This is a genomic window from Novosphingobium sp. HR1a (assembly GCF_015594425.1).
Classification (GTDB): Bacteria; Pseudomonadota; Alphaproteobacteria; order Sphingomonadales; family Sphingomonadaceae; genus Novosphingobium; species Novosphingobium resinovorum_A.
On record NZ_JABXWS010000113.1, the window covers coordinates 28,954 to 52,148 of the forward strand.

A 23,195-nucleotide genomic window follows, 5' to 3' on the forward strand; every position below is an offset into this window, starting at 1 on the left:
GATGGAGCGGGCGGCTGTCTATGCCGCGATCACGTCCAGCGCGTCACCGTCGTCGGGCCTGTCATCGGGCTCCAAGCCGGTTTCGGAGGCGTCGACATCATAATCATCCGCGACGATCAGGGATCGGCGATGAGCATCGACGGTTTCGACCCCGCCGCGCGCGGTGTACGCGGCAGGCGGAAACGCCATCCAGCGCGGCACCCAGTTCTCGCAGCGCTCGCGTCCGTTCGCACCATCGAGGTGATCGCGGATGATCGCCTTGATGGTCTTCGCCTTCTCGCAGGTGCTGGCGGACGCGACTTCCGATCCGCCCACTTCGCCCAGAATGGCAAGCAGGACTTCACGGTCGCGCAGCGGCTCGAAGAAGGCATCGTCGGCCTTCCACCAGTGCTGCATGTCCGCGCCCATCTCGCGCGCCAGCGCCTCGACGACCGGGCTCCCCGCTGCCAGCGTCTCGCCCATGACGACTGCGATGAGGGCCATGACGGCACTGTCGGGAAGCAGCAGGAGCCGTGCGAACAGGGCGCACATGCCATTGGGCTTTTCCGCACCGGTCACATGCGGCTCTTCCGTGGGCAAGCCGAGCATGGCGAGCACATCGACCCGCGCGCGGTCGAACACGGTTTCGGCGGCACTGTTCGCGATGCTTTCGGCGATGGCATCGCTGCGGGCAGCCTGCGGCTCGGGCGTGACCCGCCAGAGATGCGAGCCGACGATGACGTGAGCCGCCATGAGGCGCAGCGCGGCGCCCGGAAAGGCAAGCAGTTCGGCCCGGACGGCGGCATGGCGGTGCAGGTGGATATAGGTCTGCATGTTGGCGGTCAGTTCGGGACGGACGGCCTTGATACCGGCGTCGCCCTGCGCGTTCGTACCAGCCTTGGCGAGGCGAGCGGCCTCCTTGCGGCTGAGGAAGCCTTCATGGGCGATCACCTCGCCATTGGCGCGCACATCGAGATAGACCCGCCCGCCCTTGCGCTTGGGTGTCTTCTCATGCTCCCAGACGTGGAAATGGGCGTCGGGACCGATCACCACAGCATCGGCCCAGCCCTGCTCGAGGTATTCGCCGCGCCGCGCCTCGATTGCCCCATTCTGGGCGGTCCAGAACGCGGGCGCGTCAGCGAAATAGCTGTCCTCGCCGAACAGGTCGGCGACGGTCGCGAGGCCGCTGGTGCTCACGTCGAACAGCGCATGCCTGGCCGGGATCGACTGGCCCGCGAACAGCCAGCCCTTGAGATTGAAACCTCTGGGAGCATAGGCGCCGGGATCATCGAGCAGCGCCAGCCATGCCTTCTGCTGGCTCTTTGAGGCGAGGGTGAGGTGGCGCACCGTGCCTGCGTCGATCTCCTCGCGGCGGTAGAGGTCGCGGATGCGCGGCAGGAGATTGCCGAGCGCGAGGATGCGCTTCACCGCAAGATCGGGCAGACCGAAGGTCGCGGCGATGTCGGCGGGCTTGCGCCCCTCCTTCACCAGCCGGATGAAGCATTCCCAGCGCGACACCTCGTCGGGGTCGAGCCGGGCACTGTTCTCGATCAGCGAGGCCTCGATGGCGGCGGCATCATCGCCGTCTTCAAGAATGGCGCACGGCAGTTGCGCGGGCTCGTGGCCCGGCTGTCCAGTGCATTCCTGTTCTATGATCTGCGCGGCATGAAAGCGCCGCGCCCCGGCAAGGATTTCGTGATGGCCGGTTTCGCCCTCGGCTCCGCTGCAGGGCCGCACGATGATGGGCTGGAGGACGCCCCGCGCCCTGACGGTGGGCAGGATGTCGGAGACATCGGGGGCCTTGCGCGCGTAGCGCATGTTGAGCCTGCTCACACAAAGCTTGTCGAGATGGACAAAAGCGAGTTTCATAAGCCTTACTCCTAGTGAGGGGCCGGTCCGTCCTTCAGGTGGAATGGTCGGGCGGACCGGCTTTTGGGATGGCGGCGAACGGCCGCCCGCGTCATCCGCGTTTCAGCGGAATTTCAGGGATGGAACCGAAGGCGCGTTCCATCTGGTCAAGGTAGGCCTGCGCCGCGCCGATCGATCCGAGCAGGCGCGAGACTTCGGTCCATCGCGACATGCGCTGGCGGGTACGAAACATGCGGTCGCGCTCGATCCCCATCCCGAAGGGCAGATGGATGCCCGCCACTTCGCGCAGGCTGAAACAGCCCAGTTCCGGGCACCCGAAACCGAGATCGGCGAGACCGAACAGAGTGTCCCCATCCGGATAGAGCTCGCTGACCAGCCACGTGCCGGGCCCGAGCGGATTGAACAGCCGAACCAGTGGATAGGGATCGAAGGCGGGATGCCGCGCGCTCATGCGGGCATTGGCCAGCAGCATCCGGGACGCTGTGCGGGAGAGCAGACTCATGCGGGCACCTTCCCCCCGGCACTCTCAGCGCATTGCGCACCTGCGCCCGCGTGTCCGCCAGCGCTCGCGGCGGCATGCCGGGCAAGCAGCCAGTCGGCGGCCTTGCTGGCCTGACTAGCCGCCTTGAAGATCGCGCGGGAATCCTCGCGCACCACGTCCAGCCATGCGCCGATGTAATCGGCATGGCGCACGGTCGGGACGATGCCGAGCGCAGCGCACAGGAAAGCCGAACCCATTTCCGCGCAGAGTTCCTCGCGGGCATAGTCCTTCGAGCCGAACGAATTGATCAGCTTGCGGTTCAGGCGCGAGGGATGGCCGACCGCGTGCGTCAGTTCGTGCAGGCAGGTCCGGTAATAATTGATCTGGTCGTGGAACGCGGGCTGCGGCGGAACCTGTACGTAGTCCGGGCCCGGCGCATAGAATGCCTTGTCCCCGCCGATCCGGAAATCCACGCCGCTCGCGGTAATGACCTCTTCGGCGAGCGGGATGATCTCGCGCTCGGGCAGCGGTGCGGGATCGTACGCCATCTCACCGGGCAGACCATCGCACTGCGCGACGTTGAAGACGGTGAAGCGCTTGAGGAACGGCACCGCGCGCGCCTCGCCGCCCGCTGCCTCCACCCTTGCCCTCTCGGTCTCGGGCACGAAGCGATCGGCATAGACCACCATGGTCCCCTGCTCGCCCTTGCGGACATGCCCGCCTGCTTCCAGCGCCTGCCGGAAGGTCAGCCAGCGCTGCGAGGAATAGCCGCCCGCGATCCCCTCTCCCCATAGGAGCAGGATGTTGATCCCGGAGTACTGCCGCCCGGTCAGGGCATTGCGAGGAAGCGCCGGGCAGCCCGGCACTCCATCCACCCTGCCCCAAGGCTGCACCCACGGCAGCCGCCCTTCCTCAAGCTGGGCGATGATCTTGGCTGTTACGGTATCGTAGAGATTGGACCGCTCGGCCTGTGGCGACACACAGCGGGATGCCTTGCGCTGCCTGCCGCCAGCGCTGCGCGGGGAACGGGAAACCATGCCTTGCCTCCTGACACCGCCCCAATCCAGCATTGGTCCCCCGCAGGAGCGGGGGTGGGCGGCGAGGAGACGCACGGGGTCCGCGCACGAGCGGTTCATGCACCCGAAGGGCCGCAACGCACGTGGAGGAATGCCTGCCTGCCGGCATTTGCATGGGCCGCGCGCGGGCCCAGGACGGCGACGAAAGCCCACCTCCGCTCGAAGGGAAGGACCAACGCCCAACGCCGCGCCGCGCAGCGCGCGCCTGTATCAGGCAGGCCTGCCTGCCGCACGCGCCAGCGATCGAAACCGGATGGCCGAGACCTGTCTTGCAGGGCTCGGCGGCGCTGGCCTGCAAGGTCGGCGACGTGAGAGCGCGCTCGCACAGCGAGGCGCCCCTCCGGGTCTCTCGGTTCTCAAGGGATCGCTGCAATCACACAATGCCGCAGGGATCAGATGAAGGGGTGAACCTTCGGGATTGTCATCGCAGCTGGTTCCATCTCGGCTGGCACGATGACGCGATGGCGTGCATGGGATCGGGCATGATCGCCATTCCCCTGCTGCTCGCCTCCGGCCTTTGCATCGCGACGGTGCATGACGGCGACACCATTCGGCTCTGCACCGGCGAGAAGGTGCGCCTCCAGTCGATCGACGCGCCGGAGGTGCAGGACTCGCCTCGATGCGAGCCAGCCCAGCGGCGGCGCCTCGCTGGCTCGAAGAATCCAGCCTGGTGCGATTTCGCGAAAGGTGCGGCCAGCCGGGACGCCCTGCAGTCGTTCCTGCTGACGGGGCGCGTGTCCATCGAGCGCTTCGGGAAGGACCGCTATGGCCGCACGCTGGCAAATATCTATGTCAACGACCGCGACGCGGGCGAATACCTGATCAGGCGAGGGTTGGCGCGGCGCTGGGGCGAGTAACCGAGGACGGCTGCCTGTCCTTACCCTCGATATGAACTCATATCACGGTCGCTACGGGCTTTTTCGAACAGCCGAGCCCGTATCGGGAGGAAGGCAACTAGGCATCTTGAAGCTTACGAGGAAAGCGCTTGCGCTGCCGCGATAGGCCGGGCCTGCGGAACAAAAATTTCACAAGCTTCTGCCGGATTTCAAATCCTGTGTGCACGAATGCAACGTCGTGCGAGAATAATCTATGTTATGCAAGTCGATGATTTGACCGACAGAAATCGGAGATTGTCGGATGGACGTATCGGTTGCTCGCCGCAAGGCAACGGAAGAAGATGTGGAGCGCGCCATCGATCACGGAGCCTTCCAAGTTCCTGCGATGCCGGCGGCGGATTTGCTCGCCTTCTTTCGAGCGATGATCGACATAGTTGTGGTTGATCATGCGGGAGAGCGCGAATGACCCGGCGCTATTGGGGCGGCGCTGCCGTCGCCTCGATCCTTATCGGTTTGCCGGTCGCGTTTCTCAGCCTTGACCGCGCGTTGAGCTCCCTCGCTTTCGTGGCTCTGATCGCTCCTTAGCCAGGATTTTCCAGCGGTTGAGATAGATCGAAACATCCCGCGTCTGAAAGTAAAGGTTCATGCCGTGGGTGCCGGGCGGTTACGTCAAGCGGGTCCAAAAGCGCTCTATTTGCCAGTCCTCTGCGATGAGGCTGGTCGAGAGCTAGGCAAGCGCCAGCCGCAGGGCTGGATGGGCTCCTGCTCCGCCTCGTGCCCGGCGATATCGATAAAGTCGATCACGAAACCGTTCATCCGGCCCGGGGGCTGGGCTTACCCGTCGCGATCGTGATCCCCGCGCGCCGCTGCCAGGAATGTGCGCGCATAGTTCCGGAAGACGAACTGCCAGTGCGGCCCAGCATAGTCCTATTCCTTTGTCCACTGCGTCGCCGGGTCTTAAGTCTCGCACGATGCCCACATGCGGGCGGCCAGTTCGTCGAGCAGAGGGATCCCTCGCCATTCGAAGTGCAAACCGGCATGGCATCAGCGTAGCTCTGACGGGCTGCACTGCACGTCGCGGCTACCGCAGGCTTGCACTTCAGCCGCGCCTGGTGTCCATTGCGCGCAGCATGACCACGGAACGCGAGACCGGTTCTGCGCAAACCGTCTTGATCAACGCGGTGATCGAAAAGGCCGTGCCCGCGCTGATCATCGCACGTGAGGCCCTCGATCGCTTTCATGCCATGATGCGCTCGAAGGACGAAGCGCGGCTCGATCCATGGATCGCCATGGCGGCAGACACTAAGCTCGCCGCCGGCGCGGAGGCGGACAAGGACGCAATCGCCGTCGCAATCGCCACGCCTTGGTCCAGCGGTCAGGTCGAGGGGAAAATAAACCGCCGCAAGGCGATTAAGCGCTTCTCGATCATGACCAACCTCATGCACTTCGGTATGACCATCGTCGGTCTCCCCTACAGCCATCCCGGGCAGGGCACGATCGACGAGATCGTCGTGGTCGCCCCTTACGGCGCGACCACGATCGCGGGCAGCGACGGTTCGAGGCATCCTTCCGAGATCGAACTCGCGGGCTCTCGCCACCAGGGCATGCTGGTGGCAACCACTGCGGCCAAGCTGTTCGACTGATCGTCCGGTGCCGTCGGGTCTTCGACCGTAGTGGTCAGAACGTCTTGGTGACCCTGGCCTCGAAGGTTCGCGGCGCTCCGAGAAATCCGCTGTAGGAGCCGGCCTGCAGCGGTGTAGCCAACACCTGTTCGACATAGGTCACGTCGAGCAGGTTGCGCACGCCGACCTCCAGATTGAGGCGAGCGGATGGGAACCCGACCCCCGCCTTAATGTCGAGGATGTCGACGGGACCCTGCCGATAGCTACCCGCCGTGTCGACGAACTGGCTGCTTGTGTATCGGTATTGAACCCTACCGGTGACAGACATGGTCCGGGATACAGGCGCATCGATGCTGGCGGCCAGATTGGCGCTCACCCGGGGCGCGAAGCGGAAGCGGGCGCCCGCGAGCACCGGGTCGATCCCGCCGGCAGCGTCATATCGGGCGCGCGCTATCCATGTCAGATCCGCGTCGAGCGCCAGGTGCCTGGTGAGGTGCAACCTGTTCTCGATCTCGACACCATAGTCCTCCGCCCCCTTCGCGTTGATGACGGTCGTGCGGGTGCCGACGAACTGGGCGATCTGGAGGCTGCTGATGTCGTAGTGGAACAGCGCCACGTTCGTCCGCGCCGCACCGCCGAGATACGAAACCTTCGCGCCCACCTCGAACGCGTCGATGGTTTCCGGTCGGTATTCGGGATCGAGCGGCCTTCCTCCCGGAACCTCGGCAGGATTGTTCTCGCGAGTTCCCGCCCCGTTGGCGTCGATGTTCACCCCGCCGGATTTGAAGCCGTGATTGTAGGTGGCGTAGAGAAGCGTCGACGAGGAGGCTTGAAACTCGATCCCGGCCGTGCCGCTGATCGCGCCGTCGTGATGCGTGGCGTCATATGGTGGGCCCGGCTGGATCCCCAGCAGCCGGAACGGCTCCGCTGCCGCCGGCCGATAGTAGCGGTAGGCGAACCTGCCTGTCTTGTCCTCGATCGAGTAGCGGATGCCTCCAGCGATGCTCAGCCGACTCGTCAGGCGCGTCTCCGCATGGGCAAAAACCGAATAGGTCCGGGCGGCGCCACCCATGTCCTCATGCGCGATAAGACCCGGAGAAGCGTCTGCGGTCCCAGGCGGCAGGCCGAGACCGGAGAGCAGCGCGTCCCACACCGGTTGCGCCTGCGCACCCCACGGTAGTTTGCGTCCCATCACAAGCTGCTCGTCAGATACGAACGCCCCGAGGAGAAGCGTCCCGCTCAGTCTCTCGACGGGCAGAGAAAAGGTGACCTCCTGCGACAGGAAGCGGCTCCTGAAGCTCTCGTCGTAGCGGAAGATGTCCGCGCCCGAGAAGTCCGGATCCATGTTGATCTGATCGACTGAATAGTGCCGGTAGCCAGTCGTCGACTTGAGCGCTCCACCGAATACAGCGGCCTCGATGATCAGCGCTGCGCCGTAGTCATCCACGGCCTCTCGGCCATCCCCGTTCAGGCTCTGCTGTCGATCCCGGGGGCGCTCCGAGGGAACTACGCCGCCCGCAGCGACGATCAGTGAGTCGATGAAGGGCTGGAGCGGACCGACGACGACCGGGGACGTCGCGTAGCAGCAGTTGCCGGTTCCTCTGGAGACGTCGCCTATCAACTGCACAGTGGTGCCGCCGGCCAGTTCCACCAGCAGGTCGGCCTTCGCGCCCCTAGTGGTTGAACCGTTCAGCGATCGGTTACGCGTGACGTCGGAGTAGAACCCGGCTGTATGGGAAATGGTCGTCGCAATTCGGAGTGCGGCATGGTCCGCTAGCGGAAGGTTCGTCGACGCCCGTAGTAGCAGAGTGTCGTAGGAGCCATATGCGATCTCCCCCTTTCCCGAGATGGCGTCGAACCTAGGACGTGTCGATGACAGCAGGACTGCGCCCGCGGTCGTGTTCTTTCCGAACAGTGTGCTCTGCGGCCCACGGAGAACTTGCACCTCGCCCACGTCGAGGAAGTTCTGCAGAGCCGCGGCGGCCCGCGTCCGGTACACGCCATCGACGAAAATGGCGACCGATCCCTCGAAGCTCCTGTTGCTTCCCGAGGTTCCGAGACCCCGAACGATCAGGTTCGCGGTCGAGCTGGCGATGTTGGCGTTGCGGAAGCTGATCGACGGCGTGATCGCCCCCAGCCCGGAGACGCTCTGAACGTCCGCTCGCCCCAGATCCCGGTCGTCGGCCACGGTCACAGCGATCGGGACCGCCTGCAGCCGCTCGGTCCTTCGACGTGCAGTAACCAGTATCTCGCGCTTATCGCCGCTATCGTCTTCCGTCGCACGGGCCTCTTCACCGGCACTGCCGGCCTGCGCGAGGGCTGGAGCAGCTGTCATCGCCTGGAGGATGGCCGCGGCTCCGGCAAGTATGCTCCATCGCCTCGTCACGACACCGCTACCGGCAGTTTGAAGGAGAAGACCGCACCTCGCTCGGGACGGTTGGCCGCGTGCATCGAGCCTCCCAGGCGGTGGATGGTCGAGAGGCAAATCTGCAAGCCGAGACCGATGCCTCCCTCCTTCGTGGTGAAGAACGGCTCGAAAAGCCGGTCGATGTCCGTTTCCGGGATGCCGGTCCCGAGATCCGAAACGGAGAGCTCGACCTCGCTCCCGATCACGCGCAGGCCGACGATGACCTCCTTTCCGGTCCCGGCAACTGTCATGGAATCCCGGGCATTATTGATCAGATTGATGACGACCTGCTGGAGATCCACGAAGTTGCCCATGACAGCCGGAATTTCGCCTTTGCACTCGTTGCGGAGGCGGATGCCGACGCTGCGCATGTCCCTCGCCAGGAGGTCGCAGGTCCTGCCGACCAGCTCGACGAGGTCGACCCTCTCCACAAGTTGGTGCCCGCTCGTGATTTGGTCGTGGGTGTGCTTTACAATGGTCGCGATCCGCTGGGTGGTCGACGACATCCGTTCGAGCACCCTTATGGCCGCGGCAATGTCAGGAGCATCGCGTCGCAAGAGGCGAAGGCCGGTGTTCGCGTCGATGCTGACTGAGGCGACCGGCTGGTTGAGTTCATGGGCGATCGATGCCGAGAAGGCGCCTACCGTGGCGACCCTGTTCGCCCGCGCGAGTTCCTCCTGCGCGGCCAGCCGCATCTCTTCAATACGTTCCTGACTGCTGATGTCGACAAGGCTGGAGAGCTGCCGCTCGTCGGCCAGCCGAGTGACAGAATAGAAAACCGGGACGCGACGGCCGGCCGCGCCGATCAGCATCACGCGGCCTTCCACATTCTCTAGGCCGTAGAAGATCATCTCGAACTGCCGCAGCAGAACGGCTTCGATGTCCTCGGCCGTGCTGTCGACTGGGCGGTCTACGGCGCCATCGACATCGTCGAAGCCGAGCATCCGCATGCATGCCTCGTTGACCGACACGGTCCGGACGGCTGCGACGCATTCCTGGAGCACCTCGGGATGCTCGGCCATGTAGACTGCGAGATCCGTGACCCCCTGCTGCTTCAACCGGTGAAGGATGACCGCCGCGTCGGCCATCTCCTGCTCCGCGAACGCGATCTTGCTGACCGAAAACAGGCTCGAATACCGCGCCTCGGTCCTCACCAGTTCTGCCGTCTGCCTGGCCAGCCGGTCCTGAAATGTTCTTTGTAGATCCTGAAGCTCCTCCTCGGCGGACAGTCGCCCCTGGATGTCAGTCGCCTCGGCCTGCCATAGACCGCCCTTGGCGGTCTCCTCCCCGGCCCGAGCCGAGAGGAGCATCCAACGATAGGAACTGTCGGCGTGTCGGAGGCGGAACTCGAACTGGACCCCGGCATCCCCTGGCTGTCCCATGCTGAGCGCCGCGGACAGTCCTTCGAGATCGTCGGGATGCACCTTGTCGCGCCAGGTCTGGTGAATGACGGCCTCGTCCCGGTCTTGTCCGGTCAGCTCCGTGTAGTGCCGGTTCAGAAACCGGATGCGGCCTTCCAGATCGACCCAGACAAGCAGATGCGGAATTGGATCGGCCAGCGCCCGGGCTGCAGAGAGCGCATCGTCCGTCGGACGATCGACTGACAGGTCCGAGGCGTCGCGATCCCGCGCCATAGAACGCCTCCGGCGCAGCCAATGCGATATCACGACGCTGTCACCCCGAGCCTTCTGAGACCTTATCCGATTCCCGTTTCTTCACACCCGCATTGCGAGACATTCCTTCGAATATTCGGGAACTACCGAACCTACCTCTGGAGATAACCGAGCTTCGTCCGACGTTCCTTGCCGACCACTCCGACCTAGCCCTTTAGCGCACAGCCCAGCGCTCAGCTTGGTTCGCTTATATCCGAGCGAGCGCGAACCTCACCCCATACCATGGAATATATTGTCCCTCGGCCCCTCCATGCGAAAATCGCGCGGCGTCGAGGCTCGTTCGGGGGGCTGCGCTTGAGCGGGATCACGTAGAGTGTCAACGAGAGCTGCCGATCTAGTCGAGAGCGTTTCAGGATCAACCGACTGGGATGCCCTGAGCGGCCACGTGTGCGCCATCTTCCGCGATCTCGACGAACAATATGAGGTGATGATGCCGTTCTTCCGCGGCGGTATCGAGCGCGGCGAGCGCGCCTATCACACCATCGACCCTGCGCGCGTGAAGGACCACGCCGAGCGCCTCGTCGCAGGCGGCATCGACGTAGCTGCCGCGATTGCGTCGGGGCAGCTGACTATCAACGACTGGTCGCAGACCTTCTTCGATCGCGGCCCCTTCGACACCATGGACATCATCGGCATGTTCAAGGACCTCTGCGAGGAGGGACGCGAACTCGGCTATCCGCGGACCCGGTTCTTCTGCGAATACGAATACGCGAAGCTGATCCTGAATACCGACCAGATGCTTGAGTACGAAGCGACCATGCAGATGCTCGGCCACGGGCCCTTCAACGCGATCGACGCGTCGATCTGCTCGTATCGCATCCCCGAATGGACCGGTCAGGTTCTGGTCCAGGCGCTGCGGACCCATCCGACCGTCATCCTCAACGGACATATCCACGAGAACCCATTCTTCGAACCCCCGCAGACGGTCATCTCCACACTTCATCAGAGGCAGCAGATGCATCGCTGTTGCTAAGCGGGAGCTGCGCACTTGCCTGAAGCTGGGCGGTCTTTGACCGAGGAGTGCGACTACCTCCGAGGCTGCGTGAACGATCTTGTTTCGCTCCTCGGACTGCGCCCCATGTGGGCCGGCGCCGACCAGTCCCGCATCGCCGATATCCTGGCCGACGCCCTGGCCCAGACGCTCAGACCGCAATTCGTGCTGGTCCGCCTGTTCGACACCCACGATGGACCCGACATCGAGGCCTTCCGAACAACCGCGCGCGATGAACCCACAATGCAGGGCGCGGTCGATGCGTCCGCTGACTCCTGGTTCAAGCACCAGGCCCGGCTCGGCAGCCATTCGCTGACATCCGAGATCGATGGCGAGGAACTGTCTGTCGTCGCCCTCGATCTCGGGATCCGAGGCGAGTTCGGGTTCGTGTTCGTCGGTTCGGATCGTCCAGAATTCCCAACCTCGGCTGAAAGGCTCCTCGTCAACGTGGCGGCAAGCCAGGCTCTGATCGCTGTGCAGCAGCACTGGCTGCTCCAGGAGCAAAAGGACGTCGCGGTGCGTCTCGACGCCCTCGTAGCGATGCGATCGCAGGAACTGGAGGATGCCACCGAAGCCCTCAGACGAAGCGAGGCCCTCATGGCCCACGCGGAGAGGGCCAGCCTCACGGGGAGCTTTAGATGGCATCCTGCCAGCGACACGTTGGAATGGTCGGCTCAGTCCCGCCGGCTCTTCGGGTTCGAAGCGGACAGACAAGTCACCAGCGAAGACTTCTTCAGCCGCGTGGACCCGGCGGACCACGATCAACTGCGCAGTGCGGGCGCCCACGCGCTGCTGGAACCCATCGAGCTTGATCTAACGTTCACGGCGATGCAGCCCGGGCAGGAACCGCGCATTCTCCATCTCGTCGCCTTTCCGGCCACGCACGTTTCCGAGCGGGGCGCCTACATTGGGACGATGCAGGACATTACCCAGCGCGTCCGAGCAGAGGCCGCGAACCGCCAGGCAGAGATCAGGATGCGTGAACTGCGCGACGAACTGTCACACGCGAACCGGCTCGCCACGCTGGGCCAGTTCTCCGCATCCATTTCACACGACGTGCGCCAGCCGCTCTCCAGCGTGTCGGCGAACGCGATGGCGGGTCTGAACTGGCTCAACGCGCCTACACCGAACCTGGACTCCGCCCGCCGCGCACTGGAGCGCATAGTGGCAGGGGTCAAGCGCGCGGCGGATATACTGGACAGGGTGAAATCGTTCAGCCGACGGAATTCGCCGTGCGTCTTCATCGACCTCAACGAACTGGCGCGCGACACCCTGACGCTGGTGGATGCGGACGCGCGCCGACGCCGGGTGGCCATTTCGATCGAGCTGACGGACGAGCTGCCACCGGTCCAGGCCGATCGGGTGCAGATCCAGCAGGTCCTGATGAACCTGATCGTCAATGCGCTCGATGCGTTCGACGAAGGCTGGTCTGGCCCGCGAATGGTCACGGTAAGTTCGTGGTGTCGAGACAGGGAGATCGGAGTGGACGTCGTGGACACCGGGCCCGGTCTGTCGGAAGCAGCACTTCCCCGGCTGTTCGAGGCATTCAACACGACGAAGCCCTCGGGCCTCGGGATGGGGCTCTCGATCTGCCGCGACATCCTCGCCGACCATCAGGGCCGGATCTGGGCGGGAAGCAACCACCCGAACGGCGCGATCTTCTCGTTCGGCTTGCCGGTAGCCGATCTGGTCGGACGGCCGGATTGAACGGGTGAAGAAGATGACTAGCTTCCTGTCCTATGCTCCCAATGCGCTGGGCCGCCGCGGCGAGCTGGCAATCACGCGCGAAGGGAGCGTAGAGATAGCGCAACGGAAGCGGAAAGGATCACAGCGCTGCTCGATGGCCCACGCCTAGCACCGTTGTCGGGTTCGAAAGCCGAGGCTCTGGTGGTGCTCATCCACGGCTATGGTTCGAACGGAGACGATCTGATCTCGCTGGCGCGCAATATCCAGCCGGCGCTACCGACTGCCGCCTTCGTCGCACCGAACGCTCCGTCTCAGCTTCCCCAGATGGCCGCTGCCTACCAATGGTGGCCAATCGAGGCGTTCTCCATGACGGAACGTGCCCCACGGTGCTGCGGCGGCCGCACCTGGTCTCGACGCTTTCCTGACGCTGGAGCTCGAAAAAGCGGAGCTGACTAGCGACCGCCTGCTGTTGGTCGGATTCAGCCAGGGGTCGATGATGCGCTTCACGTCGGACTGCGACGCGCCCAGCCGGTCGCGGGCATCGTGGGCATTTCCGGCATGCTGGTCGCCCCCGAACTGCTGGAGGAGGAGATCCGCAGCCGACCGACAGTTCTCCTGATCCACGGCACCCAAGACGACGTCGTGCCGTTTCGGTCGATGGGCATGGCCGAGCGGACGCTGAGTGCGGCCGGTGTCGCGGTGACGACGCGCGCCTCTGAAGGAGTAGGGCATGGGGTCGCCCACGATGGCCTCGTCGCGAGCGTCGATTTCGCGCGCAGAGCGCTGCGCTAGTCCACCGCCAGCAGTGATACCGTCCAAGGGCGGTAGCGACACTGATGGTGGTAGAATGGCGGGCCGGATACGGATTGGCGCATGACGCTTCCTCCCCTCGAAGGAGGATTGAGGATGGATGGCCCCGTCGCCTTTCGACTGGTCAATGCGGCCGTGACCGCCGTCAGCATCATGTTCCTCGGCATCACGATCTGCATGGCCAGCGTGCCGGGAACCTTGAGCAAAGGCCGCGATATCGCAGAGCTGGGCAAGCCCGCCGGAGTGCCGGCGTGCACAATGTGCCACGGTCCCGACTTGCGCGGTAGCGCCGGTATAGGCGCGCATTCAATCGCCGGGAAGCCAGCAGCGTTCATCCTCGCCCGCCTAGACCACTACGCCGGCCCAGATGGACACAACCCAGTTATGAGGCAGGTCGCCACTGCCTTGACCTCGACCGATAGAGAGGCAGTCGCTGGAATACTTGGCGACGGTGAAGCCGGACGGAGTAAGGTAGCAGCTGGCAAAACTGCTGTGGCGCGGTGTCTACGAGGACGCGGCGCCTATCGACGCGGCATCCGACGGGTCGATCCCTTGCCACCCACGACGCAAGCCAAGGGCATACCACCTTATCGATTGTCCGGGCTTGCAATCTGAGGCAGCTAAAAGCCTGCCGGGGACGAAAGCGGGAGCGAACATTGCGCAATGTAGCATCAGTAATAGTCGGCGCCTGCGCCGGGCTGCTGATGCTGCTCGTCGCGGCAACAGGCGGCATCGCACAGCAAACCCCTCAAACCGCGCTGACGATGTCTGTGTCCCATCGCGGCTGGACGAAGCAGATGGGCGCACCGACCTTCGTTCAGTCGATTACCCAGGATAAGCAGGGATTCCTCTGGGTTGGCAGCCTTGATGGGCTGTTCCGGTTCGATGGTGTTAGCTTTGAACCGATCATGCCCCCGGCAGGGCACAAGCGGACCGCATTGGCGGTGACGGCGCTCGCGACCTCGCCAGACGGGGACATCTGGATCGGATACGGGGCTGGTGGCGGTGTGGCCGTTTTCCGCGAATCGCGCGCCCTCGATGCGAAGCTGCCAGAACCCGGCGAAGCCATAACCGGGATCGCCATAGATTCACGCGGAGCCCCATGGGTCATCAATTCGGGCGGCGGAGGCGAGAACATCCTCCGGCGAGTGGGCGATCGGTGGGTTCCGGTGCACGCTCCCGATGGCAGATCCTTCAACGACGTCGTCGACTTAGAGCTCGCAAGCGATGGATCGATGTGGGCCTATGCAGCTGGAAGGATCTACGTAGCCCGCTCGGGTGCAGACCGCTTCGTGGCGACCGGCATCACGGGCGACGAGATGGGCGACCTTTCCCGGGATCCCTCGGGGCAGATGCTGCTTTCCGAGGCACACGGAGTCCGGCGAGTTCAAGTCGATAGGAGCGGCTTGCTCTCGAGCGCGACCCGCGTCGGGACGATCCCTGCCTTCAACAAGCTGAGCACGCTGGTTGACCGTCAGGGCGTCCTATGGGGCACTACCTACTTGAACGGTGCCTTCTTCGGCCCCCTCGGCGCTGAACCGGCCATCTACTCCGAAGCGCAAGGAATCACCTCGGCACGTACGGCGGCAATCTACCTCGATCGCAGCGGCAACGTGTGGACTGGAGGCGAAGGAGGCCTTGACCGCTTCTCGAAGCCAGTCGTCGAAGTCGCACCGGGTCTGCCGACCAATCCGCAGAACAGCTACAAGCTGGTGGTCGACACGAGCGGTCAGGTCCGCATCGTAGCTGGAGAGACGATCTGGACCGTCTCCGGTCATGGCGGGCCCACGGCATACGCCACCCTGTCGTCAATGCCGTATGGCGCATGTGGCGATCGCAGGGGAGTGATCTGGACGGTCATGGACGAGGGGCTTGCGGAGGTCCGGGATGGCCGTGAGACCAAGATCCACAAGTGGCCGGTCGAGCCGATCGCAGCGCCTTTCTGCATCGTCCGAGAAGATAGTGTCGTCCACGTCGTCGTCCCTGGAAGCGGGCTGTTCCAACTGCGCGCCGGAGCATGGCACCGGGTTCGGTTGCCTTCGAGTGTGGAAGATATCTCGGATCTGGGGTTTGACCCTAAGGGTCGGATGGTCTTGGTGGTCAATCGAAAGAGCGTCGCCCTCGTTGACGGGTCAAAGATCACGTCTTGGAACGGCGAAAGGATCGGCTTCGAACAACCGACTTCGATCAGCTTCCTTTCGGGCGATACGGTGATCGGTGGCCTCACCGGTCTGCTCCGCCTGCGCGAAGGTCGGGTATCGAAGCTAGACTTCGAGATCTATCCATGGCTGCGGGACACCCGTGCCTTGGTGGCCACCAACGATGGCTACGTATGGCTGATGGGCTTCAAGGGCATCAGCAGGGTCAAGAGGAGCGACCTCGAGAAGGCCTTCGATAGGCCGGGCAGTCCCATCCCCTACCAACTGTTCGACGATGACAACGCCACAGTGGGCATACCGCAGCGCGCATCCGGTCCGCAGGCCGCCGTCGATCGCGACGGTATTGCATGGTTCCTCACAAGACAGAGAGTGTTCCGCGTCTACCCCGATCGCGAGCCGGCCGCCGACCGTCCAGCGATCATCATTAAGTCGGCGACAATTGATGGTTCGCGTATAACCGATCTGGCCGGGCTGACACTTCCAGGCGGACTCAGAACCGCGTCGTTCGACTTCGGCGTGGCGGATCTAACGACGCCGACCCACCGCCGCTTTCGATATCGCGTCGATGGCTACGACAACGGGTGGATCGAGATCGGCGGGCGCCGTCAGATCAACCTGACAAGGCTAGGACCAGGCTCCTACAACCTCCGCGTCGAGACAGACAACGAGAAGGGGGAATGGGTCGCTCCGGGTGCAGAACTCAAATTCGCCGTCCGCCCCCTTCTCCACCAGACTTGGTGGTTTCGGACCCTAGCGGTCCTGAGTGCGGTGGCAATCGTCTGGCTTTTGGCACGCTGGCGCATCCGAGCCGCTGAGGGAACCGCCCGTCGCGATGCAGAAGGCAGAGTGGCAGAGAGGACCCGTATCGCCCGAGACCTTCACGACACGTTCCTGCAAGGCTTCCAAGGCTCCGCCCTGCGCCTTCAGGCCGTGGCGGAGCGACTGCCGGAGGAAAGCCGCGAGCGGCAGGGACTGGAGAATGTGCTCCGCGGCGTCGATGGCATCCTCGAGGAGGGGCGTAGGCGCGTGCAGTCGCTTCGCAGCGAAGACGTCCCCCTGTCGCTCGATGAGGCGCTCGGTGCATTGGCAAGCGATGTTCTGGGGCAAGCTGATATCGGCTGGTCGCTGGAGACCACAGGTAGAATCCGACTGGTTGCGGCGGACGTGGCAGACGAGGCGCTCCTCATCGTGCGCGAGGCACTAATCAACGTCGTCCGTCACGCCCAGGCTACAACTGTCCAACTCACGCTCCAATATCGCCGCTCCAACGTTGAACTCTCCGTCCGGGACGACGGGATAGGCCTGCCGGTCGTTGCGTCGAACGGGCGGTCGCCGTCGGGTCATTTCGGGCTTACCGGAATGCATGAAAGAGCGGGCCTGATCGAGGCTGCTGTTGAAATCGCTCCATCGAACCCGGGCACCCGCGTCACTCTTATCATCCCCGCCCGGAAGGCTTATTCAGCCGCGAAGAGATGAAATCCTCGCCGCCTCGGCCCCCTGATCGGGGGGGCTGATGCTTCCCCGATCACGGATACCTCCCCGATCCGAATCATGGCAGATCGTCTCGCGAGCGGAGGCGCAAATGCATTTGGATCAACTAATCCCGGTCAAAAAGACCTGTCTCGCAGCCACCCGTGCGCACGACACCGTGTACCGGTCCGGTTTAGCGATGGCGCTCGGCCACTCGCTGGGAAGTCCCCTCACCGCGCTTTCGGCCCAGGTGAAGTCGCTCAGCCGCAACCTCCTCGGTGACGAGACGGACCTTGAGCGAGCGCGCATCTCGATCGAGCGCATCGCATCCATCCTGGACGCTGCGACGACAAGGGTAAGCACCGTCACGCTTGAGTTCCATGCGAAGGCAAACTCCCAAGAGCGCCACGACCTGAACGAGATCGTTCGCCAAGTTAGTGGCCCGTTCGAGAGGCAGACCTACTGCAGCCGGCTCCGGGTCGAGTACGATCTCGCTTCAGATCTTCCTAAGCTCGCCCTCGAAAGCGATCAGATGGCCCGAGTGGTGACGGAGCTTATGCTCAATGCTTCGGAGGCGATGTTCGCCCTGCCCTCGTCCAACGGGCTTCTTACCGTCCGCACTAAGCGAGTTGCCGGGTCCATCCAACTTGAGGTCATCGACTCCGGTGGCGGCGCCCCTGACCCGGAGCGCATCTTCGTCATGCACCACACGACCAAGAATGGCCGATCGGGCACCGGGCTCAGCGTCGCCCGCGCTTTAGTGATGTCGAACGGCGGCCAACTGGCAGCGTCGAACAACGACTGCGGAGGTCTGACAGTCACACTGCACCTCCCGTTCGAGAACTAAATCCCCAGCAGTCGGACCGCAATGTGCCAAGTTTCTGCGCCATGCTTGCTCCTGACAAGCCCGGCGCTGGCCCGAAAGACCCGCCCGAACACTTTCTAAGGTAGGCCGCAGCGTCACCACTGCCGCCGGCAGCCAATACCCCTGCCGGATGGCTACGTGCCGCAAATTACTCGATGCTCAGGACCGATGCCATCTTCCGCGGCGACGACCTGGAGCTCCACATGGTCTGTTACCAGATCTGTCTAAAAGCCCTTGCAGCAATCCAGATTCGGTCGGCTGCCTGCGTCCCAAAGGGGCGGCGAGCGTTCGCCGGTGAAAAAAACGGAGCCGGAAACCGCTGACTGCAGTTCCGGCTCCCAGTACCATCGTCTGTCAAGCATACAGAGGGGCGTACAGAAGTACACCGTCCGCCCCCCGATGAACCTTATGAAAAGACGTAATTGGAGAGGTCCACCGCGACGATCAGCGGCTCGGCCGCCGGAGTGTTGTCCAGCTTGCGCGGATAGATGCGCAGCTTGCCGTAGAGCGTGATGCCTTGAACCACGACCGGCTCGGTGAGGTAGCGCGCCGCCGGGTTGCTGCCTTGGATGTCCACCTCGTAATCATGACGGCGAAGCAAGCCGGCGTCATCGAAGTAGTAGGTCTGGACGGCGCTGTGCGTCGCGATTTCGGCCGGGAACGTCGCGCGCAGCCGGCGCCAAGCCTCGCCACCCTCCGTCCACGGCTCGATTTCCTCTGTTACGACGCCGGGACGCTTTAGGAGGAAGGGCGACGTGAGATAGGTCCACATCGTGTAGCCTGCGAAGTAGCCGACCTGCGCGTCGCTCCAAGGCGTCTCCATCTCGTAGCCGGCGAACGAGGCGCGCGGCTCGAGGAGCTCCTCCACCACTTCGCCGGTCGGCGTCTCGATCGTCACGCGGTTCGGCGTGAAGTTGGAGTGGTTCTTGGTCGGCGCGAACGGCGAGTGCGACGTGTGCTCAGTAGCCAGATCGATCTTCACGTGGGCGTGCTCGAGCACGGTAGGCTTCCCCTTGAGCGCCCACAAGACGCCACCCTGAAAGAGATCGGCCTCGAGTGTGGTGAAGCTCTCGAAACGGGCGAGGCCGCCGTGCGCCTCGATCACGAAATCTAGCAGGTCGGTCATGGTCATCCTTTCGAGCGTGGCGTCGCCGAACGTCCGGCGTCGGTTTCGCAGAAAGGTATGGCAGCAGGAAACCGCCTTTTAAGCGCGGATGACGGTATGCGGAGGACCTACTTGGGTATGGGATCGCGCCCAACGGATCAAATCCGTCTGGACAGTCCGGGCCGTTCTTCCGGACCGATCCGCAGCACGCCCGACGGCCGTAACAAGGGCACCCTCCGCCGCCCCCATACTCTCGTATGTCCGCGTATCCGCCTCCGTATGCTGGCGAGCCGGCCACCGCGCCTCTATCCCGACAACGCCGCAAGAGGCGCTCGCAGGCGGCTGCGAACGAACATCAGGCCTTTTCGCGCACCCCCTGCACGTGTCGCAACGTGCGCAGCATACGCGAGGATACGGAAGATGGCTGTAGGCGCGAGCGGTCCCACCAACACGACCCCAACCACCTTCGTCGACGCGCCGGACGGCGTGAAATACGCCTATCGGCGGTTCGGTGCGGCGGCGGGCACGCCACTTTTGCTCCTGCCACGTTTCCGCGGCGACATGGACATTTGGGATCCCGCTCTGCTCGACACTCTAGCCGCTGTGCGACCCATCGTCCTATTCGACAATCGCGGCATGAGCTCAACCAACGGCACGACCCCTTCGACGATCGCCGAGATGGCGCGCGACGTCATCGCCTTCTGCGAAGCGGTGGGTCTGGGGACGGTCGATCTGCTCGGATTCTCCCTCGGCGGCTTCGTCGCGCAAGAAATCGCACTCATCCGGCCGCATCTTGTCAGGCGACTGATTCTCGCCGCCACCTCGCCGCAGGGAGCGCCGGATCTTCATGGCTGGCGCAAGGACGTCGCCGATGCGGTTCGGCGCGACGAGCCAGGCGGAGGGAAGCTGCTCTACACCTTCTTCAAGCCGACCGAGACGAACCAAACGGCAGGGCGGGAGTATCTCGGCCGCTTCCTCGCACGGACCGTCGAACGCGACGTATCCAGCACGCTGCAGACACGCGACGCGCACTACGACGCCGTTTGCGACTGGGGCAGCCCCGATCACTCTAAGCTGCAACGCCTGTCGGGGATCATGCAACCGACCTTTGTCTGCAACGGGGACGCCGACGCAATGATCCCGCCGCACTTCAGCCACCTAATGGGCGGCCTCATCCCCGATGCAATCGTGAAGATCTATCCGGATACCGGTCACGGCTTCCTGTTTCAACATCATGCCGAGTTCGCGGGAGATGTGAACCGCTTTCTCGATGTCTGACAACACAGCCACGCCCGGCTGATTAATCGCCTTCGGCGCTTTCAGGGAACTCTCATTACTGGCGGCGGAACATTCGCTGTAGTCGAGTTCGCCAGTCCGAGGGGCCTGTCCCTATTGGCAAGGTCAACATTGTGGGCTGGAAACACGATGACCAGGCCCGACGTCAGTGATCGCTTCCGAACCTCGATGACGAAGACACAAATGGAGGCGATAAGCTAAAAATAAGAACGCCCAGTCGTTGGGCGAACGCTCCATGCTCTCGGTCATTCGAGCAGCTCCGATCAGCACAGTGGCGAACTGGGACTTTGTGTTCGGTCCGGTTTGGAGCGCCTCGCGTACGAAAGCTGACGCTCCCAGCGTGCAGATCACCAGATTTCTTTTAACTGCAATGCGCCCGTCCAAGCCGTTCGATTAGAGAAATGTCGCGCCTAAGAGCAGCCAGTCCGCTTATTACTAGGTGCCGGGACAGCGCCGCCGCCCGCAGCATTGCTTCCAAACGACGGCATTCGCCGAGAGCAGCCGTACCGGAAGGACCGTCACTCTGTTGATCAACGATGCGACCGCTCCCCTTGCAAACCCTCAGCGCCACAGATAGAATAGGCATTATAGTTTTAAAAAATGGGAGTCGTCGCGGCCTTTCTGCGATGTCCGCCTGTCTTTTGTAGCCGGATGTAAGAAATCGTGCTGATCGCATCGTTCAAGGCGGTAGCCGACGTTGAGGAGATGAGTGAATGGGCCGAGTGAGCGAAATCCGCTATGTCGGATATGGCGTTGAGGATTTCGACGCCGAACGTGCCTTCTACACCAACGACTGGGGTCTGGTCGAAGTGGCAGCCGAGGACGGCATGGCGTGGTTCAAGACGCATGGCCACGATGAACATCACGTCGTGCGCCTGCACAAGTCGGATGCCAACCACGTCGAAGTCATGGCCTTCGCCGCCGATACGCGCGCCGGTGTCGATGCGCTTCACGGCAAGGTCATGGCCGCGGGCTGCAAGGTGGTCCACGCGCCCCGCGATCTCGACGCACCGGGTGGTGGCTATGGCTTCCGCTTCTTCTCTCCCGACGGCCTGCCTTTCGAAATCTCCGCCGATGTCGAGCGTTCGACCAAGCGTTCGATGGAGCGCTGGGAAGGCATGCCGGTCAAGATCAGTCACATCGTCATGCACTCGCCCGACCATCAGGCGCTCGTGAAGTTCTTCACCGATGTTCTGGGATTCAAGGTCAGCGACTGGCTGGGCGATTTCATGTGCTTCCTTCGCTGCAACGAAGCACATCACCGCGTCGCCATCCTGCCCGGACCGCCGTGCCTCAACCATGTCGCTTATGACATGCTGACGGTGGACGATATGTTCCGCGGCGCGCATCGCCTGAAGCAGCACGGGACCGACATCCGCTGGGGTCCAGGCCGCCACACGGCAGGCAACAACACCTTCAGCTACTTCGTGACGCCAGGCGGCTTCGCGGTCGAATACAGCTCGGAACTGGAAGACGTCGACTTCGAGAACCACGTCGACAAGGTCCATGTGCCCGGGCCTATGGCCATGGACCAGTGGGGCATCGGTGTGGGCGGCCCACAGACCATGCCCCATCCCAAGCCCGATGCCCGCCTGTTCCAGGCAGCGGAGGTCTGATCGGTGGCGCTGTTCGAATACTTCCCGAACTACATCTGGAACCTGTCGGTCGCGATCGCGATGGAATCGGGCGCACAGCTCGGTGAGATCATCGACATGTGCAAGCCGATCAAGGACGCTGCGGACAGCGGCGCCGATGCCGGGACCCCGCAATTCATGAAAGCCTGGGCAGCGATGGGCAGCAAATTGCTGGACCTTGCCGCCGAAGACGAAGCCAGGGGACGGGCCTTCTCCGCCTCCAACAAGCTGGAACGCGCATCGCTTTACCTCATCACGGCAGAGCGCATGCAGGGCCACGGCGCACCGGGGCGCGAGGCCACATACGCTGCGGCGCGGGATGCTTTCGATCGCTCCACAGCGCTGGGCAAACTCAACCGTGAGCGCGTTGAAATCCCGCTGTCCAAGGGTACGATGCCAGCACTCTTCACCCGTGCTCCTAACAGTGGCGAGGACGGCGAAGGTCCCAAGCCGGTCGTAGTGTTCTGCAACGGCCTCGATAGCTGCAAGGAACTCCTCTACTGGACGCGGCTGCCCGAAGAACTGGCGCGGCGCGGCATCTCCACGCTCTGCGTCGATCAGCCGGGGTCGGGTGAAGCATTGCGCCTGCAGGGCCTTCCGGTCGATCCGCATTCGGAGAACTGGGCGAGCAAAGCCGTCGACTGGCTGGAGCAGCAGCCCGAAGTCGATCCCAAGGCGATCGGCATGACCGGCATTTCGCTGGGCGGCCACTTCGCACCGCGCGCCGTCGCTTACGAGCCGCGCTTCACCTCGGGCGCAGTCTGGGGCGCCAACCACAACTGGCGCGAAGTGCAGGACAAGCGCATGGCACGCGAGGGCGAGAACCCCGTCCCCCATTACTGGGCGCACGTGCACTGGGCGTTCGGCGCGGAAGGTCAGGAAGACTTCCTGGCGAAATCCGAAGCGATGAACCTCAACGGCCACATGGATAGCATCAAGGTGCCGTTCCTAGTGACCCATGGCGCCAACGATCGCCAGATCAGCGTGGATTATGCCAGCGATCTGTACGACCAGCTGATCAATTCTCCGCGCCGCGAGAAGGTGATCTTCACCGATCGCGAAGGCGGCGTGGAACACGTCGGCGCCGATAACATGGCCTATGGCCGGGATCTGATCTCCGACTGGTTCGCCGAGACGCTCGACGCCCGCACTGCCTGACCGTGACTCCTGACCGACGGAAGCACAAGCCGTCGGCCGGAAAGGCGCACCGCTCTTCTTTAACTCTCCTCCAAAGAA

At 63.5% G+C, this 23,195-nt stretch carries 16 protein-coding genes and 1 pseudogene; 11 read left to right on the plus strand and 6 right to left on the minus strand.

The window, feature by feature from the left end:
* Window positions 1-18 precede the first annotated feature (18 nt).
* The 3 genes from HWN72_RS29780 to HWN72_RS29790 form a co-directional block, all read right to left on the minus strand.
* Window positions 19-1,848 carry a ParB/RepB/Spo0J family partition protein gene (locus HWN72_RS29780; protein ID WP_211152192.1) on the minus strand — a complete coding sequence of 610 codons (1,830 nt, stop codon included), beginning with the start codon at window positions 1,846-1,848 and terminating at the stop codon, window positions 19-21.
* Window positions 1,849-1,939: 91 nt separating this feature from the next.
* Window positions 1,940-2,350, minus strand: coding sequence for a DUF2958 domain-containing protein (locus tag HWN72_RS29785; protein ID WP_008831237.1), 411 nt, complete (start codon window positions 2,348-2,350; stop codon window positions 1,940-1,942).
* The gene (locus HWN72_RS29790; RefSeq protein ID WP_211152193.1) at window positions 2,347-3,366 is read right to left on the minus strand and encodes an ArdC family protein; all 1,020 of its coding nucleotides are present in this window, start codon (window positions 3,364-3,366) and stop codon (window positions 2,347-2,349) included. The genes HWN72_RS29785 and HWN72_RS29790 overlap by 4 nt, the downstream gene beginning before the upstream one ends.
* Window positions 3,367-3,887: 521 nt before the next feature.
* Between HWN72_RS29790 and HWN72_RS29795 the strand changes: the two genes are divergently transcribed.
* The 3 genes from HWN72_RS29795 (at window position 3,888) to HWN72_RS31480 (ending at window position 5,884) form a co-directional block, all read left to right on the plus strand.
* The gene (locus HWN72_RS29795) at window positions 3,888-4,262 is read left to right on the plus strand and encodes a thermonuclease family protein (RefSeq protein ID WP_248006466.1); all 375 of its coding nucleotides are present in this window, start codon (window positions 3,888-3,890) and stop codon (window positions 4,260-4,262) included.
* Window positions 4,263-4,542: 280 nt separating this feature from the next.
* Entirely contained in the window at window positions 4,543-4,707 is a 165-nt protein-coding gene (locus tag HWN72_RS29800) for a hypothetical protein (protein WP_156800016.1), read from the plus strand.
* A gap of 664 nt (window positions 4,708-5,371) precedes the next feature.
* Window positions 5,372-5,884, plus strand: a complete 513-nt coding sequence (locus HWN72_RS31480) for a hypothetical protein (protein WP_248006467.1) — start codon at window positions 5,372-5,374, stop codon at window positions 5,882-5,884.
* Between the two features lie 34 nt (window positions 5,885-5,918).
* Here HWN72_RS31480 and HWN72_RS29810 read toward each other — a convergent pair whose 3' ends face one another.
* Both HWN72_RS29810 and HWN72_RS29815 read right to left on the minus strand, forming a co-directional pair.
* Window positions 5,919-8,198 (minus strand): TonB-dependent receptor, encoded by a 2,280-nt coding sequence (locus HWN72_RS29810; RefSeq protein ID WP_211152194.1) that lies wholly within the window; start codon window positions 8,196-8,198, stop codon window positions 5,919-5,921.
* A 47-nt stretch (window positions 8,199-8,245) separates the two neighbouring features.
* Window positions 8,246-9,904 (minus strand): ATP-binding protein, encoded by a 1,659-nt coding sequence (locus tag HWN72_RS29815; RefSeq protein ID WP_211152195.1) that lies wholly within the window; start codon window positions 9,902-9,904, stop codon window positions 8,246-8,248.
* A gap of 352 nt (window positions 9,905-10,256) precedes the next feature.
* Between HWN72_RS29815 and HWN72_RS29820 the strand changes: the two genes are divergently transcribed.
* The 5 genes and pseudogenes from HWN72_RS29820 to HWN72_RS29840 all read left to right on the plus strand — a co-directional run bounded on the left by HWN72_RS29820 (window position 10,257) and on the right by HWN72_RS29840 (window position 17,906).
* Window positions 10,257-10,916, plus strand: coding sequence for an MEDS domain-containing protein (locus HWN72_RS29820; RefSeq protein ID WP_211152196.1), 660 nt, complete (start codon window positions 10,257-10,259; stop codon window positions 10,914-10,916).
* Window positions 10,917-10,985: 69 nt separating this feature from the next.
* Complete coding sequence (locus HWN72_RS31960; RefSeq protein ID WP_211152197.1) at window positions 10,986-12,641, plus strand: sensor histidine kinase; 1,656 nt, start codon at window positions 10,986-10,988, stop codon at window positions 12,639-12,641.
* 153 nt (window positions 12,642-12,794) lie between these two features.
* Window positions 12,795-13,412: pseudogene (locus HWN72_RS29830) on the plus strand (alpha/beta hydrolase).
* A 674-nt stretch (window positions 13,413-14,086) separates the two neighbouring features.
* Window positions 14,087-17,065 (plus strand): sensor histidine kinase, encoded by a 2,979-nt coding sequence (locus HWN72_RS29835; protein WP_211152198.1) that lies wholly within the window; start codon window positions 14,087-14,089, stop codon window positions 17,063-17,065.
* 106 nt (window positions 17,066-17,171) lie between these two features.
* Window positions 17,172-17,906, plus strand: coding sequence for a HAMP domain-containing sensor histidine kinase (locus HWN72_RS29840; protein ID WP_211152199.1), 735 nt, complete (start codon window positions 17,172-17,174; stop codon window positions 17,904-17,906).
* Between the two features lie 424 nt (window positions 17,907-18,330).
* Here HWN72_RS29840 and HWN72_RS29845 read toward each other — a convergent pair whose 3' ends face one another.
* The gene (locus tag HWN72_RS29845) at window positions 18,331-19,050 is read right to left on the minus strand and encodes a hypothetical protein (RefSeq protein ID WP_211152200.1); all 720 of its coding nucleotides are present in this window, start codon (window positions 19,048-19,050) and stop codon (window positions 18,331-18,333) included.
* A gap of 399 nt (window positions 19,051-19,449) precedes the next feature.
* On the opposite strand from HWN72_RS29845, the gene HWN72_RS29850 reads away from it, so the two are divergent.
* The 3 genes from HWN72_RS29850 (at window position 19,450) to HWN72_RS29860 (ending at window position 23,117) form a co-directional block, all read left to right on the plus strand.
* Complete coding sequence (locus HWN72_RS29850; RefSeq protein WP_211152201.1) at window positions 19,450-20,307, plus strand: alpha/beta fold hydrolase; 858 nt, start codon at window positions 19,450-19,452, stop codon at window positions 20,305-20,307.
* Between the two features lie 731 nt (window positions 20,308-21,038).
* The gene (locus tag HWN72_RS29855; protein WP_211152202.1) at window positions 21,039-21,941 is read left to right on the plus strand and encodes a VOC family protein; all 903 of its coding nucleotides are present in this window, start codon (window positions 21,039-21,041) and stop codon (window positions 21,939-21,941) included.
* 3 nt (window positions 21,942-21,944) lie between these two features.
* On the plus strand, window positions 21,945-23,117 hold the full coding sequence (locus HWN72_RS29860) for a S9 family peptidase (RefSeq protein ID WP_211152203.1): 1,173 nt from the start codon (window positions 21,945-21,947) through the stop codon (window positions 23,115-23,117).
* The last annotated feature ends 78 nt before the right edge of the window (window positions 23,118-23,195 follow it).

Bases quoted from the DNA above. Each gene is read 5' to 3' on its own strand.
- HWN72_RS29780 (WP_211152192.1), bottom strand. From the start codon at position 1,848: ATGAAACTCGCTTTTGTCCATCTCGACAAGCTTTGTGTGAGCAGGCTC.
- HWN72_RS29785 (WP_008831237.1), bottom strand. From the start codon at position 2,350: ATGAGTCTGCTCTCCCGCACAGCGTCCCGGATGCTGCTGGCCAATGCC.
- HWN72_RS29790 (WP_211152193.1), bottom strand. From the start codon at position 3,366: ATGGTTTCCCGTTCCCCGCGCAGCGCTGGCGGCAGGCAGCGCAAGGCA.
- HWN72_RS29795 (WP_248006466.1), top strand. From the start codon at position 3,888: ATGATCGCCATTCCCCTGCTGCTCGCCTCCGGCCTTTGCATCGCGACG.
- HWN72_RS29800 (WP_156800016.1), top strand. From the start codon at position 4,543: ATGGACGTATCGGTTGCTCGCCGCAAGGCAACGGAAGAAGATGTGGAG.
- HWN72_RS31480 (WP_248006467.1), top strand. From the start codon at position 5,372: ATGACCACGGAACGCGAGACCGGTTCTGCGCAAACCGTCTTGATCAAC.
- HWN72_RS29810 (WP_211152194.1), bottom strand. From the start codon at position 8,198: ATGACAGCTGCTCCAGCCCTCGCGCAGGCCGGCAGTGCCGGTGAAGAG.
- HWN72_RS29815 (WP_211152195.1), bottom strand. From the start codon at position 9,904: ATGGCGCGGGATCGCGACGCCTCGGACCTGTCAGTCGATCGTCCGACG.
- HWN72_RS29840 (WP_211152199.1), top strand. From the start codon at position 17,172: ATGCATTTGGATCAACTAATCCCGGTCAAAAAGACCTGTCTCGCAGCC.
- HWN72_RS29845 (WP_211152200.1), bottom strand. From the start codon at position 19,050: ATGACCGACCTGCTAGATTTCGTGATCGAGGCGCACGGCGGCCTCGCC.
- HWN72_RS29850 (WP_211152201.1), top strand. From the start codon at position 19,450: ATGGCTGTAGGCGCGAGCGGTCCCACCAACACGACCCCAACCACCTTC.
- HWN72_RS29855 (WP_211152202.1), top strand. From the start codon at position 21,039: ATGGGCCGAGTGAGCGAAATCCGCTATGTCGGATATGGCGTTGAGGAT.